The organism is Thioalkalivibrio sp. ALJ21, from assembly GCF_000378605.1.
Lineage (GTDB): Bacteria > Pseudomonadota > Gammaproteobacteria > Ectothiorhodospirales > Ectothiorhodospiraceae > Thioalkalivibrio.
Map to the genome: position 1 here is coordinate 496,852 of NZ_KB905155.1, position 13,332 is coordinate 510,183.

Annotated in this window: 11 protein-coding genes; 5 read left to right on the plus strand and 6 right to left on the minus strand. The window is 64.0% G+C overall.

All coding sequences use genetic code 11. The annotated features are described in order from the left end of the window. Positions 1 to 39: 39 nt before the first annotated feature. Positions 40 to 1,506 carry an amidohydrolase family protein gene (locus F579_RS0102315; RefSeq protein WP_019024458.1) on the minus strand — a complete coding sequence of 489 codons (1,467 nt, stop codon included), beginning with the start codon at positions 1,504 to 1,506 and terminating at the stop codon, positions 40 to 42. A gap of 503 nt (positions 1,507 to 2,009) precedes the next feature. Between F579_RS0102315 and F579_RS0102320 the strand changes: the two genes are divergently transcribed. The 3 genes from F579_RS0102320 to F579_RS0102330 all read left to right on the plus strand — a co-directional run bounded on the left by F579_RS0102320 (position 2,010) and on the right by F579_RS0102330 (position 4,643). Then, entirely contained in the window at positions 2,010 to 2,672 is a 663-nt protein-coding gene (locus F579_RS0102320; protein ID WP_019024457.1) for a hypothetical protein, read from the plus strand. Positions 2,673 to 3,469: 797 nt separating this feature from the next. Then, positions 3,470 to 3,748, plus strand: a complete 279-nt coding sequence (locus tag F579_RS0102325; RefSeq protein ID WP_019024456.1) for a hypothetical protein — start codon at positions 3,470 to 3,472, stop codon at positions 3,746 to 3,748. Positions 3,749 to 3,863: 115 nt separating this feature from the next. Continuing rightward, positions 3,864 to 4,643, plus strand: coding sequence for a nuclease-related domain-containing protein (locus F579_RS0102330; protein ID WP_019024455.1), 780 nt, complete (start codon positions 3,864 to 3,866; stop codon positions 4,641 to 4,643). Between the two features lie 35 nt (positions 4,644 to 4,678). Here F579_RS0102330 and F579_RS0102335 read toward each other — a convergent pair whose 3' ends face one another. Continuing rightward, entirely contained in the window at positions 4,679 to 5,797 is a 1,119-nt protein-coding gene (locus F579_RS0102335) for an alpha/beta hydrolase (protein ID WP_019024454.1), read from the minus strand. Next, positions 5,797 to 7,476, minus strand: a complete 1,680-nt coding sequence (locus F579_RS0102340; RefSeq protein ID WP_026301053.1) for a diguanylate cyclase — start codon at positions 7,474 to 7,476, stop codon at positions 5,797 to 5,799. Before F579_RS0102340 ends, F579_RS0102335 begins: the two co-directional genes overlap by 1 nt. A gap of 734 nt (positions 7,477 to 8,210) precedes the next feature. Between F579_RS0102340 and F579_RS0102350 the strand changes: the two genes are divergently transcribed. Then, positions 8,211 to 8,531, plus strand: a complete 321-nt coding sequence (locus F579_RS0102350; protein ID WP_019024451.1) for a hypothetical protein — start codon at positions 8,211 to 8,213, stop codon at positions 8,529 to 8,531. A gap of 59 nt (positions 8,532 to 8,590) precedes the next feature. Continuing rightward, positions 8,591 to 8,923, plus strand: coding sequence for an antibiotic biosynthesis monooxygenase (locus F579_RS0102355; protein WP_019024450.1), 333 nt, complete (start codon positions 8,591 to 8,593; stop codon positions 8,921 to 8,923). An 80-nt stretch (positions 8,924 to 9,003) separates the two neighbouring features. Here F579_RS0102355 and F579_RS0102360 read toward each other — a convergent pair whose 3' ends face one another. From F579_RS0102360 to F579_RS0102370, 3 genes are all read right to left on the minus strand, one after another. Next, a complete protein-coding gene (locus F579_RS0102360; RefSeq protein ID WP_019024449.1) occupies positions 9,004 to 10,302 on the minus strand; it encodes an MFS transporter in 1,299 nt (432 codons plus the stop codon). A gap of 275 nt (positions 10,303 to 10,577) precedes the next feature. Next, positions 10,578 to 12,029 carry a diguanylate cyclase gene (locus tag F579_RS0102365; RefSeq protein ID WP_019024448.1) on the minus strand — a complete coding sequence of 484 codons (1,452 nt, stop codon included), beginning with the start codon at positions 12,027 to 12,029 and terminating at the stop codon, positions 10,578 to 10,580. Between the two features lie 236 nt (positions 12,030 to 12,265). Further along, positions 12,266 to 13,276 carry a TIGR00341 family protein gene (locus F579_RS0102370; protein WP_019024447.1) on the minus strand — a complete coding sequence of 337 codons (1,011 nt, stop codon included), beginning with the start codon at positions 13,274 to 13,276 and terminating at the stop codon, positions 12,266 to 12,268. Positions 13,277 to 13,332 lie beyond the last annotated feature (56 nt).

Sequence of the window (13,332 nt, forward strand, 5' to 3'; positions counted from 1 at the left end):
GGTCGGGCGCTGGGTTTCCGCCCGCGCTGGTTGTTGGGGTCAGGCGTGGTCCAGCTGGTTTCGGACGATGGCACCGCCCTTCATGATCAGGTGCAGGTGGTCGGCGGGCGCATCCAGCCAGTCCAGGCCGGCAGCCGGGTCGGCATCGACCACGAGTAGGTCGGCCAGGGCTCCTTCGGCGATGACGCCGAGGCGGCCGGGGTAGGGGGCGCGGCCGCCGGACAGGGCGAGCAGTTGGCCGGCCGCGCCGGTGGCCATGTGCAGGGCCTCCAGCGGGGACATGAAGCGAGTCAGCTTGGCCAGCTGGCGGCCCTGGCTGGCGGCGCCCTCGGGGCTGAACAGGATGTCGGTCCCGAAGGCCATGGGCACGCCGTACTGGCGGCCCAGTTCGAAGGCGCGCTCGGTGCCCGCGCTCACCTGGAGCTGCTTGGCCCGGGAGACGGGGTCCGTTTTCGGGTTGGCGTCCTCGTCGTCCAGGAAGGGCTGGATGCTCCACCACACGTTGGCGTCCGCCATCATGCGCACCGTGTCCTCGTCGGCCAGCTGGCCGTGCTCGATGGAGCGAACCCCGGCGCGGATCGCGCGCTGGATGCCCTGCGGCGTGTAGACATGGGCGCATACGTAGGTGCCCCAGTCAGCAGCGGCGCGCACGGCGGCACGCATCTCCTCTTCCAGGTACTGGGCGGTATCCAGTGGGTCGTACAGGCTGGAGACGCCGCCCCCGGCCATGATCTTGATCTGGCTGGCGCCTTGCATCAGCTGTTCCCGGGTGCGCCGCAGCACCTCGTCCACGCCGTCCGCAATCGCGGCGACGCCGCTGCTCTCGATGTAATTCGGCGGGGTGCTCGGCATACGTGGCAACTCGTGGCGCTGGCGAAAATCGCCGTGCCCGGAGGTCTGGGAGATCATCGCGCCGCAGGGGAAGATGCGCGGGCCGGCCACCGCGCCGCGGTCGATGGCCATCTTCAGGCCGAAGGCCGGGCCGCCGAGATCGCGCACGGTGGTGAAGCCGCGCATCAGGGTCGCGCCGGCCTCGCGCCCGGCCATCAGGTGCAGGAAGCCGATGTCCGCGGTCATGGCGGTCATCTGGCTGACCCCGACCAGCGTGCTGTGCCAGTGGGCGTCGATCAGGCCGGGGATGACCGCGCGCCCGCCGCAGTCGATGGTGCGTGCGGCAGTCGGGCCTTCGCCGCGCCGAGGCAGTGCGGCGATGCGGCCGTCCTCGATCAGGATGTCCACGTCCTCGCGCATCTCGAGGGTCTCGCCGTCGAACAGTCGCAGGTGGGTGAGCAGCAGCGGCTGCCCGGGTTCACCGGCCTTGACCTCGCGCGGGGCGAGGCCGAAGCCCGCGAACATGCCCAGCACGGCGGCGGCACCGCCGAGGAACTGGCGCCGGTTCAGGTCGGCCTCGATGCGCCGGAGGGCCGCCTGGGTATGGGCCGCGCCACAGTGGCAGGGGTTGATGCCGGCGTTCGCGCCGTGCGGTGTACAACAGGCCATGCCCATGACGGTGTGGCTCCTGGTTAACGCACGCGACATCGGGATGCGGCGCCGCGTGGTTCGGGGCGCGCCCCGACGCCCGCGCGGGTGCCGGAATCCCGGCCGCTGCCGATCGCGGGCGATAGCCGGGGCATACCTGCAGCATACCCAAGATCCGGCGCGCGTCTACTGGCCGGCCCGGGGCGCGGTGCCGCGTTCTCCGGCCGGACTTTCGGGCCAGGTCGAAGATGGGAAGAAGAGGACACCTATGATTTCTTCCCATGATTTCGCGTTGGCCATAGAAACTGAAATGGGACGCAGGAAATGTTTTGCGCGATGATGCGGTGCAGTGACATGCGGGGAGCGATGCGTTGATGTCGATTAGCCCAAAGGCTGTGGGTGGGTTGGTTGTAGGGGTTCTCTGTTGGCTGGCAGCGCCAGTCTCGTCGGCCGATCCGTGTGAGGATGTGCTGGAGATTGCCTCAGGGGAAGCAGATGCTGATAGGGCTTCTTCAATTTTGGGAGCTTGCTTGGCGGCGCCCGCGCCATTCGGGACGCATTTACAGGTCGCCCATGCTTTACTTCAGCGGTCGTTCGACGAGGATATGGCTTGCCGATACACCGATGTATTGCTCCAGATGCTCGAGGGGGTTGCGCTAGAGGCTGAACGGTCGGTGGTCGGTATGATCGCGGCTGACGCCGAGGCGCAAGCCTGTCGTTGTGACAGGGCATGGAATCGCAGACTGCGTCTTGAAGGTAGGGACCCAGGAGATGTGACGCGTTCCTGGTTCGGTGTGGACACCCAACAGGTGGAGGTGTTTTCGCTTCGCGAGCCTGTCCATGACGGGGTGGTAGAGATCTTCGCCCATTATCGACGGGGCATGGACCATGTATGCGCTTTCCGGGATGAGTCTTTGCGGTACGCGGAGTCGCGCGGCGCGATTACATCGGGCATCGATCGTGCCCAGGTTTTCGAGTATGGCGAGCATCGGGAACTACGGGCCGTTCTGGTTTGGCGGCGCGGCGTACATGGTGAGGCCTTGCAGCTTCTAGATATCGAAAAGGGCCTACCGATTTTCGAGAGGCAGAGCGCGTGGCCGGTGGGGTTTTCGATTGAGGACAATCTACTGCGCTACAGGGTCGTGAAAGAGAGCGATTCCGGGGATCCAGAGGTGGTTGAAGGGACGTACTAAAAGGGTAGCGACCACGGGGCCAGGCCATGTCTTTTGCCTTTCAGGCTTTGTTTAAGGGCAAAACGTATGGTCTGGCCCCGGAGCTCTATGCGATGGCATCGATGATGGATGCGACCCAGAACAATCGGCAACTCCTTCTAGTCGTAGGCGCGGTTACGCTGCCATTGGCCATCACGACCTCGGGTGTAGGCTTCGCCGCGAGAGTTCCAGCGCATGATGCTCGAGTTGCCAGTGTTCGGGTCAAGGCCCGGTATGGTGTTGTAACGGTCACAGCCAGCGAGCTGGCGATCGTAGGCAGAGGCCGTATAGCTCGTGCAGCGCCAGTCCGCACTGGGCGCGCTGGTGGACCAAGAGCTTGATGGGTTTGGCATAGGAGCGGCCGGCGCATTGTAGCCACCCCACTGGGAAGACGGGTTATTCCACTGCGCGGATACTGGGGTAGCAAGAAGGCCGGCAGACAGAACTGCAATAAGAGCAACGGTTTTCATGTATGTATCCCTCTAGTTTTACGAAGAAGAACAGCGATAGAGATTTAACCTGCGCCATTATTGCCGGGGGTTCCGCCAAGATCGCCGCCATGGTCTCCGACAACAATGGCCAAAGTCCCGACATAACCGCAATCTTATAAAGCTTTACAAGCACAAAAGGCAAGGTTTAGGCCTGAACTAGAAGGCGAAAAGATGGCGAAAAGATAAGGACACCCATGATCTTACCAGGCCAAGCCTGCTCGAAGTGCGGCAGCGCCATGGTGAAGCGCAACAAGGCCCGTCGGGGCTCCAAAAAAGATAAGGACACCCATGATCTTCCCGCGGCAGTTGATGCAGGTAGCGCGGGGTACGGAAGACGTTTGTGATCACCACAAGGTGAACTACCTCGGTCAGGCCTGGGGCTATGATCTGGCGCGAATCTGCCTGGAGGAGGGGGATCCGGAGATTCCTCCGGACGAAGTGGAAAAGCTGCGTCAGGCCATGCCGGAGCTGACACGCCATTTCGAGCAGGTGGACCGGCGGATTGGCTGCCAATTCGATCCGACACTGACGCGGTTGCGCCGGGAGTGGGGCCCCGTCCCCTACTGACTCGAGGACAACGGTCTCGACGGGAAGAGCGAAGAGCGAAGAGAGGACAGCCGCGATTTCGTTGATCCCGCGCAGTCGGCGATGCGGGATCCCGGGAGCGGAGAAGGAAATCGAGATGGATATCGATCTGGGCGCAGTATTTGTGAACGCGGCTCTGCAGTTCTGGTGGGCCTGGGTACTGGCGGCGCTGGTTGCAATCGCTCGGTTTCCAAAGGTGAAGGGCTGGCTTGGCGAGCTGTGGGTTCGCCTCGTTCTGGCGGTTGGTCTGGATGGAAAGTCGGGTCGCGTGGTTCACGACGTTATGCTTAAGACCTCGGACGGGACCACACAGGTCGATCATGTGCTGGTGTCGCGGTTCGGGGTGTTCGTCATCGAGACGAAGAATATGCGGGGCTGGATTTTCGGGAGTGAGCGCCAGGCCCAGTGGACACAGAAGATCTACCGCCGGTCGTTCCGTTTCCAGAATCCATTGCGCCAGAACTATCGCCATGAACGCGCGGTAGCCGAGGCGCTGGGGGTAGACCCGGAGCAGATTCACTCGGTAGTGGTTTTCGTCGGTGGCAGCACCTTCAAGACACGGATGCCGGACAACGTGGTCCATGGGCTGGGGCTGGTGAGCTACATCCGCTCATTCCGGGATGAGGTGTGGAGCGAAGACGAGGTCCACGCCATGCTCGCAACGCTGGAGAATTGCGGACTCGAGCGTTCGCGCCAGACCCGCAGAGCACACGTGGAGGGTTTGCGTGAGCGACACGCGGCGCCGGCTATTCCGGACTGCCCGAAATGCGGCAGCACCATGGTAAAGCGCAAGGCCCGTCGGGGCTCCAATATGGGGCAGGAGTTCTGGGGGTGCACGCAGTATCCCGGCTGCCGCGGGACGAAGGCAGTCCAGTAGGCGGTGACCGGGCGAGAAGGTGCCCCTGTCGCAGGTCAGTTGTCCCGCCGAGCCAACAGGTTGGTTACGGCACGGATGAGCTGCCACTGGCCCACCAGGCCCACGCCTCGCGCATCGATGTGGGAGAAGCCATCGAGCAGATGCAGGTCGGTCTCGCCGACTGCATGGGCGAGGCGCTCGCTTTCGGTGTGGGGAATCATGTTGTCGTCGCGGCCGTGGATCAGGAGCGCCCCGCTGGAAAGGTGCGAGAGGTCCCGATGGCTCAGGGATAGCATGTCGATGGCCTCCTGTGCGCTTGCAGGTAGGTCTTCGAGGAGCCCTGGCACGCGTTCCTGGTCATCGTTCCGGATTAACGCCAATAGGCTTTGCCCCTCTTCGCCCAGACCGGCGGCCAGCTCGTCGATGGGGGCCTCGGGATCGTCCATGCGCCGCCAGGCAATTTCGTCGAGGATCTCGCGGTCTGCGGGGTTATCGAGCATGTGCAGATTGCCGCGCAGGAATAGCCACTTCGCCAGTGGATCGGGAGTCCTGGTCATCCAGCGGTCTGACCCAGGTTCCTGGAAGGCCCCGGTCGTGACGAAGGTTATAACGTTCATCGTGTCGTAGTAGCCGCCGATCCCGACCAGGAAGTCGATGCTCGCTTCTCCCTGTGGCGTTAGCGTCGCGAGCGCGGCCAGGCCCACGGCGTAAGAGATTGCCGCGACCCCGACGTCCTGGTCATCCGGGGCGCGCTCTGCCTCCAGGCGGGACAACAGAGCAGCGGCATCCGCGATGGCGGCGGCATCCTGGGTGCGGATCCTCAGGGCTTTCGTGCCCTCCAGATCGGGGACCAGCACCAGGAAGCGTGCCCGGGCCAGTGTATTGGCGAGTTGTACCAGGCGGGGGTCGTCCTTGCCCTCTGGCGTAAAGCCCGGCACAAGGACAATACGGGCGCCGACATCCTGCCGGGGATGGTAGAGGTCGGCTTCGATGGCCCCTTCGCTCGTCGTGACTGCAAGCGTTTCGCGCGCGGGTTCCGGGGTGCGGTCCTTCAGCGCGCTCGGTCCGTCACCGGCCTCGATGTCCTGGAGCACCCGCATGGCCTCCCAGTTTTGCACTCCGATGTAGCTGGCAAGCATCACAAGGCCCAGCAACACGGCAGCGATGCGAAGCACTAGTCCTGACCTTCTGGGGGTTCTGGTTCACTCATTTGGAAGACGACTCGGTTCCGCCCGGCGTTTTTGGCTTGATACAAAGCGGCATCGGCTTGACGGATGAGGGCGTCCGGATCAAACCGGCGACCGGCTGAAGGGGCCATGCCGATGCCGGCTGTCAGGGTGTGTTCGATGTGGTGGCCCTCGTAATCCGTGGGCGTGTCGGAAAATGCTTTGCGGATCCGCTCGGCCATCAGGCGAACCTGTTCCGGCCCGGGTGCCTCAAGCAGGATGGCGAATTCCTCGCCACCGTAGCGGATGCAGATGTCCTGAGGCCGGGATAACTGCAGCAGGAGATTGCCGAGTCGGGTGAGGATGCGGTCGCCGGCATCATGGCCATAGTGGTCATTGATTGCCTTGAAGTTGTCCAGGTCGATCATGATCAGGAATACCGACAGTTCGCTGGATCGGGGGATTGCCTTTACGCGATCAAATGCCGCGTTGAGTGCGCGGCGGTTGCCCAGCCCGGTGAGCGGGTCCTGGTTGGCGACCTTCAGCGCCTGCAGGCGGTCCCGGTCCCAGTCGATCAACCTTTCTCCCAGAGCAACCAGCAGGAACACGGCTTCGAGCGCGCTAAAGGCCTGGGCGTACGCCAGTGGTGCCATGCCCCATGCAAACAATGAAGTGCCGGCGCTGAACACACTGATCAGCAGGCCCAGACCGTAGAGGCTCCAGGCCACTGTGTACCAGCGGGCATAGCGCATGCCGTTCCGGTAGGCGATCGCGCCCAGGATGGGTAGCAATGCGAGTAGGGCCAGGGAGGCGAAGGAGAGGTACAGGACTGGCGTGTAGAAGCCTGCGAACCGCAAGACGATTCCGGCAACCATGATGCCCTGGGCCGCAAGGATGACCTTGTCGATGCGGGGACAGCAGTATCGAGTCTGGAGAAACAGGCGCGAGAACTGCAGGGCGGTGATGGCGACCGCCAGGAATACGATGTGAAAGCCCTCGTTATGCCAGAACACGGAATTGGGCCAGAGGTACTGGAAGGCAAAACCGTTCAGCAGCGCCCACATCAGAATGCTGGCCAGCAGGAATGCGGCGTACCACAGGTAAACACCCTGGCGCATGATCAGCGAGAACGTCCCGGCGATGATGATCAGAGCCGCCAACAGGCCGTAGTAACCACCGTAGATGAGGTACTCGCCCCGTGACTGGCTGTGGAAGTGATCCGCACGGCTCAGGAAGACGTTCAGCGACATGGCGTCGGGCTTCGTGTACTGCAGCCGGAGAAACAGGTCGGTGTAACCATCCGCCGGGGTGGTATGGGGAAACGCGAGTGTCCGGTAGTTGAGCAGGCGCTCCGCGAAGGGCTGCCGGTCACTGAGCAGCACTTTTTCCAGTGGGGCTCCGTTATCGGAGAAATAGACGGCCATTTCATCCAGGTAGCTGGTCTCGTGGTGCAGAACCCAGTGTTGCGGCTGTTCCGCATCTGTATTGGACAGCCGGACCCGGACCCAGTGGGCATCTTTTGTGATGCCGCGGTTGATTTGATCACTGGTCAGAGGGCGGAACTGATCGAGCGGCAGTTCAGATGGCTCGTACGCGTGGTTGGTGACCCAGAAGGTCGCCGGTTCGCGCAGCGTCATGCTGCCGAGGTCGCCGATCTCGATCGTCTGTTCGGTGGATGTGGAGGCCAAGACCGCCGGGGGAAAGAGAATCCACAGGAACAGGGAGACCAGGAGGGCCAGCCCAAGCCATTGGAAGGGGCTTGCACGTTGAGGCTCGAAACCGGTGGACAGCAGGGGAGGAGGGCGCTTCATTCTCACCGTGTTATGTCGAAGTGCATTGCAACGGACCCGAATCAGGCTTGGCTTACATGCAGTCTGCCATTAACGGAACACCGGATGTCCCGTGAGACGCATGGGGTCAGACCTTGCCTTTTGCCCGTCTCGATGTTCCGTGGGGGCAAAAGGCAAGGTCTGAAATCCAAAGGTAGACCCCTAGGTCCTTGTGCCTGGACACTCGGCGGAGTACTCAATGAGGCACAGCTCCAGCAACTCACTACCGATGCCGAAGAGACCCTTGCGCCATTGCGCGATCCGGATGGCACCCTGACCGTGGTCTTGCCTTGCCTGGTCATCACGGCACCGGCGTCCTGAGTACCTGGAGCCCGTGAAAACCGTCGGTTTGCGATGCCCATCCCCGGTCTGGATGTCCTCTCCGACGTTGGCAATGCTGATTGAAAGCGCAATGCGCCCGTAAACGTCGCCGTGGCAACGGGATAAAAAGACGACAGACATGATTATTACGTCTCGATATGAGTTCGCGAGGCCCGACAACCGGCAGGCGCTGCTTGAGCATTGTCGGCAAGCGGTCTAGCGTCACAGGGAAGGCCGAAAGACTGCCCGGGATACCGGGAAGGAGTGACCTCATGGCCAGCGATAACATCCCGACTGTGGACTGGCAGGACGGACGGAACGCGGGACGAGTGAAATTCCAGGTGATGCACGAGGAGCCGGTGGTTTTGATGATGCCATCGGGTATGGACTGGTCGGTGGATGGCAGCGAATTTGGGTGCAAGGCGGACCCGGACAGCGGAATGCAGCGCGGCTGCGAAGGTGCAGGCCTGGTGCGGAAGCTGGCCGAGCTCAACGACATGCCCAAGCTGAACGACATTGCGGACGCCTGCGAGTACGCGAGTTGTCGCGTCGATATCGATCCCGCCGGCGCGCGCATTATCTTCCACGACTGACCCGTCCGGTATCGACATCGCCGCGACCGCATGGCCTTGCCGAGTGCGGAGGGGAGCAGATGATCTTTGTGTTCGAGATCCGTCTCCGGCCTGGCTGTACCGCCGAGCACTACGCCGACGCCTGGGTGCGGGCCAGCCGGATCATCCAGCAGGCCCCCGGTGCCCTTGGCACCCGCCTGCACCGGAAGATCGGCGACCCGCATGTACTGCTGGCCATCGCGCACTGGGAATCGAAGGACCAGCGCGATGCGATGGAGGCGGACCAGCCGGACCACGTACGCCGCATCATCGCAGAGCAGGCGGCGTGTGTGGATGTGCGGGTCATCGGCGAATTCGCGGACGCCGAATGGCGCGTCGACCCATCCGGAATGGATGACACGAGTACCTGCTGAGTCTTCGGCCTCAGGGACGTCCCTTGCCGCGCAAAAAGAGGACAGCCATGACCTTCCTTTGCCTACTGTGCCGCCGAAGGTCAGTAACCGTGAGTGCCCTTCGACGGCGGGTTGTCTGACGCTTGCTTGTGCGTTTCCTCCTCGGCTTCGCCTTCGGTCTGGGGCAGCGCCCGCGGGTCGAGATGGTAGATCACCGGGGTGGTGCGGGTGAGGGTGCGGAAGGGCTCTCGGGCCTCGGCCGTTTCGCGCTTGAGCAACAAGGCAGCGAGCGCGACCGCTCCGCCAATCGCGGCCATGTAGGCGAATAGCCCTGGCCCGCCCAGCCAGGCGATGGCCCACCCGCCGAGTATCGGGCCCGCGACGGCCCCCAGGCCCCAGAGGAAGAGCAGGGCCGCGGTTACCGCCACGAAGTCGTCGGGCTGGAGTACATCGTTGGCGTGCGACACGCTCAGTGGGTAAAGGGTGAATGCAAGCCCGCCGAACACGGCGGCGAGGGCGAGTATGGCCCAAGGCGGGGCTGCGCCAATGGCGGAAATGAGCGCGAGCGATACCAGGGCTACGCCACCGCCGGTTGTGATCATCAATGCTCGGCGCCCGAAGCGGTCCGAGAAGTAGCCGATCGGCCACTGGAGAACGACCCCGCCGAGAATCAGGCTGGTCATGACCAGCGATACCCCGGTGATGTCGAGGCCCATGCGCAGGGCGAAGATGGGGGTCAGGGTGAAGGCGGCGCCGCTAACCAGTCCAGCGGCGACGCAGACGATTGCCGCCAGGGGCGAGACGGCTACCACCTGACGTAGTTGCATGCGCTTGCGCGCCGGGGTGTCCGGGGGCATCCCGGTGCGTGTCAGGGCCACTGGCACCAGGCAGAGGGCGAAGAGTACCGCGACAACCATGAAGAGCTCGGTGCCGATGGGTTCGTAGAGGTTGAGCAGGGGCTGGCCCGCGGCCAGCCCGAGGTAGGCGAGGAACTGGTAGATGGAGAACACCCGGCCGCGCGTTCGGTTCTCCGTTCGGGCGTTGAGCCAGCTCTCGACCACCAGGTAGGCGCCCGCGAGACAGAACCCGATCACCACGCGCAGGGCAAACCAGGCCCAGACGGCAACATGGAGTCCCAGAAGAAGCACCGCGACAGTGGCGATCGCCGCGAAGATTGCGAAGGCGCGGATGTGGCCGGTGCGCCGCACGACCCAATCGCCCTGCTGGGCTCCGATGACCAGCCCGATGTAGTAGGCGGACATGATGAGCCCCTTTAGCTGGGGATCGATGGCCTCGAGGCTCAGGCGCGTACTGACCAGCGTCCCCATGAGGCCGCTGCCCATCACCAGGATGGTGATGGAGGCGAGCAGCGCGACGATGGAAATGATCAGGCGAGCCAACGCGTCGGGTCTCGGTGGGCGGGCGATACCGGCAGTTTGTGCCAGCCCCGGGCCGGCCGACAAGCCGAGAAAGCGGGGGAACAACCTAGGGACGAGGGCACCAAAATTTCTTGATGTCCCGAGCCGGGCGGGCGCTGGGCGCACTCAAGGGGCGGTCACGATCGTTGGGCATCGCAGGTCCGGGTGTGAATCGAGGTGTTGCTCGTGATCCGGAACGAGGCAGTTTTTGTTGTCAGGGGGAGGAAGGGGCCGGGACGCAAACCGGCATACCCGGGCTACCAGGAGGCCTCGGGCAACGTGAGGGCCGCGACCCGGTTGCGGCCGTCGCGCTTGGCGCGGTAGAGCGCCTCATCCGCCTGGCGCAGCAGGGCCCTGGGCTCCACGGGCCACCGGGTGTGTACGCTGCACACGCCAATGCTGATGGTGACGCGTCCTTCGTCGGTGTCGGGCTGTTTCAGGTCGAGCCCGTACACCGCCTCGCGGATGCGTTCGGCGACCCGCAGCCCGCCCTCGGGGTTGGTGTCGGCCAGGACGCAGGCGAATTCCTCGCCACCGTAGCGGGCGCCGACATCGGCGGGGCGGTTCAGTATCGAGCGGATCACGTCGGCCACTGCCCGCAGGCAGTCATCCCCGGCCTGGTGGCCGAAGGCGTCGTTGTACGGCTTGAAGTGGTCGATATCGATCATCAGCAGCGAGAGGGAGCGTTCGCGCCGGGCGGCGCATTCCCGCTCGAGCTGGTGGTCGAACTCGCGTCGGTTGGCGAGGCCGGTCAGCCCGTCCACGCGTGCCTGGCGGGCCAGTTCCTGCTCCACCTGCTTGCGCGCCAGGGTGCCGGCGATCATGTCGGCGACCAGGCGCAGCGCAGTGATCTGATCCTCGGTCCAGCTATGCGGCGCCTCCACGGCATCGAACCCGAGCATGCCGAAGGCGTTCTGGTCACTGACGAGGGGGATCAGCAGCAGGGAGCGGATCTGCTCGCGGCGGAATTCCTCCTGTTCCACCGCCGCCTCTGCCGGTAGCTCGTCGACGTCTGGCACGTGCACGACCTTTCTCGCGAGGACCTGTGAGGTGACCCAGTTGTGTTCGTGCAGTGGAATCGCCTGAAGGTGTTCCCGGTAGGGCTGTACGCCGCGGGCGCACCATTCGTTTACCAGACTCATCTGCCGGGCGGGGAGGTCGAAGCGAAACACGTAGGCACGCCCGAGGCCGAAGAAGACTCCCAGTCGGGCCAGGCTCGTTTCCATCACCCGGTCGACGTCTTCGGCCGTGATGTTGATCAGGGCGGCGGAGATCTCGGCGATCATGCCCTGCAGGCGATATTGCCGATCGTGGGCGGCCTCCAGACGGCGACGGTCGCTGATGTCGATGGCGACCGCGCTGGCGCCGAGCAATTGCCCGTCCGGCGCGAACAGCTGCTCGGAGTGCCACTCCAGTGTGCGGTCTTCACCCGCGCGGTTGCGGATCGTGCTCTCGAACCCCTGCAGGCCCTTGCCCAGCTGCATGATCTGGCGGGCGCGGGCAAAGACCGCCTCGCGGTAGTTGGGATCGGGATATAGCCACTCCCAGACGCGGTCGTGGCCAAGCACCTCCTCGCGGGAGTAGCCGCTAATCTGTTCGGCAGCACGGTTCCAGAAGGTGATGCGGCCGTCCACATCCAGTGAATTGATCCAGACCGCTGCGTTGTCGACGATCAGCGCGTTGAACTGGTCCTGATCTTCATACGCCATCGATGCCCCCTGGCCAGGCGAGTGATCACGCTCCATGTTGTCAGAATGCCAGAAAGCCCGGTCGGAGCAAGCATGAGTTAAACCAGAAGCAAGGTTGTAGCAAGGCAGGCATGAAACGGGCGGGTGCACCATAAAAGAACGGTCAATGCCTCCCCCTTTTGGAGGCATTGGTTCTAAATAACACCTGTGAATGCAGCGGGTTATCGTGCTTCAGATCCCGGCGAGGCTGGAGCAGCCTACAGTGTGATGTCGGCTTCCAGGATCAGGAACACCAGCAGGGCGAGGGTGACGGCCCAAAGCAGCAGATAGCCGGCCATGCTCTGCGCAGCGGCCTCCCGCTGAGCGCGTCCGCGCGGGCGCACGCCCTGATAGAGAAACACGAGCTTGGCCGACAGGTTTACGCACACCACGTTGACCGCCAGTAGCAGGAAGGCCATGTAGGCGGCGGAGAACTCGCCGGAGCCGAGCATGATGCCAACGGTAGCAGCCGGCGGCAGGAGGGCGACGGCCACCATCACGCCGACCAGAACCGTGGGCAGGCCGGTGGTGAGCGACAGCACTGCGGCGGCGCCGGACGCAAGGGCGAGAGCGACCGAGTCGAGACCGACTTCGGTGCGCATTTGCAGTTCGCGCGCACCGACGTCCACCGACATGACAGTGGCGAGCAGGATCCCGATCAGGATGGCCCCGCCGAGTCCTACCACGTTCGTGCGCAGGGAGCGTCCGATCAGCCGCGTGTCGGCCATGGAGGTCCCCAGCGCCAGGGCCAGGTTGGGACCCAGCAGTGGAGCGATAACCATCGCGCCAATCACGACGGCCACGTTGTCCTCCAGCAGACCAATGGCCGCGACGATGGTGGACAGCACCGTCAGCAGGACGAACTGGCCGGTGAGGTCGGCGCCCCCGGCCACGTTGGTATAGAGCTCTTCACGCGAGATTGCGCGGGCCTTCTTGCCGGTGCGTGCAGCATCCTTCTCGTCGGCGCTGGAGTCCTGCAGCGGGTCGGGCAGGACCGCCTCCACCGGCAGGACCAGGATGCGCGCGGTCTCGACCGCGCCCAGCACACGATAGAGGTCGTCCAGCAGGCGCTGGCGGTAATCCGTGCTGACCAGCATGTGCACGGCCATGCGGTCACGGTTTTCGTCCACCCCGTGCCAGAGGACATCGATGGCCAGCCCGTCGGCGATTCCCAGTACGGTATCCAGATGCCCGGCCGGGCCGACGACTTCAATGATCTTGCTGCTCATGGGCCCCCCTTTGCTTCCGGCATCATAGCAGGGGGGCTGGAGCTGCCGGGTGCGGC

Coding starts and splice junctions, on each gene's coding strand:
- F579_RS0102315 (WP_019024458.1), bottom strand. CDS start 1,506: ATGGGCATGGCCTGTTGTACACCGCACGGCGCGAACGCCGGCATCAAC.
- F579_RS0102325 (WP_019024456.1), top strand. CDS start 3,470: ATGATCTTCCCGCGGCAGTTGATGCAGGTAGCGCGGGGTACGGAAGAC.
- F579_RS0102330 (WP_019024455.1), top strand. CDS start 3,864: ATGGATATCGATCTGGGCGCAGTATTTGTGAACGCGGCTCTGCAGTTC.
- F579_RS0102350 (WP_019024451.1), top strand. CDS start 8,211: ATGGCCAGCGATAACATCCCGACTGTGGACTGGCAGGACGGACGGAAC.
- F579_RS0102355 (WP_019024450.1), top strand. CDS start 8,591: ATGATCTTTGTGTTCGAGATCCGTCTCCGGCCTGGCTGTACCGCCGAG.
- F579_RS0102365 (WP_019024448.1), bottom strand. CDS start 12,029: ATGGCGTATGAAGATCAGGACCAGTTCAACGCGCTGATCGTCGACAAC.
- F579_RS0102370 (WP_019024447.1), bottom strand. CDS start 13,276: ATGAGCAGCAAGATCATTGAAGTCGTCGGCCCGGCCGGGCATCTGGAT.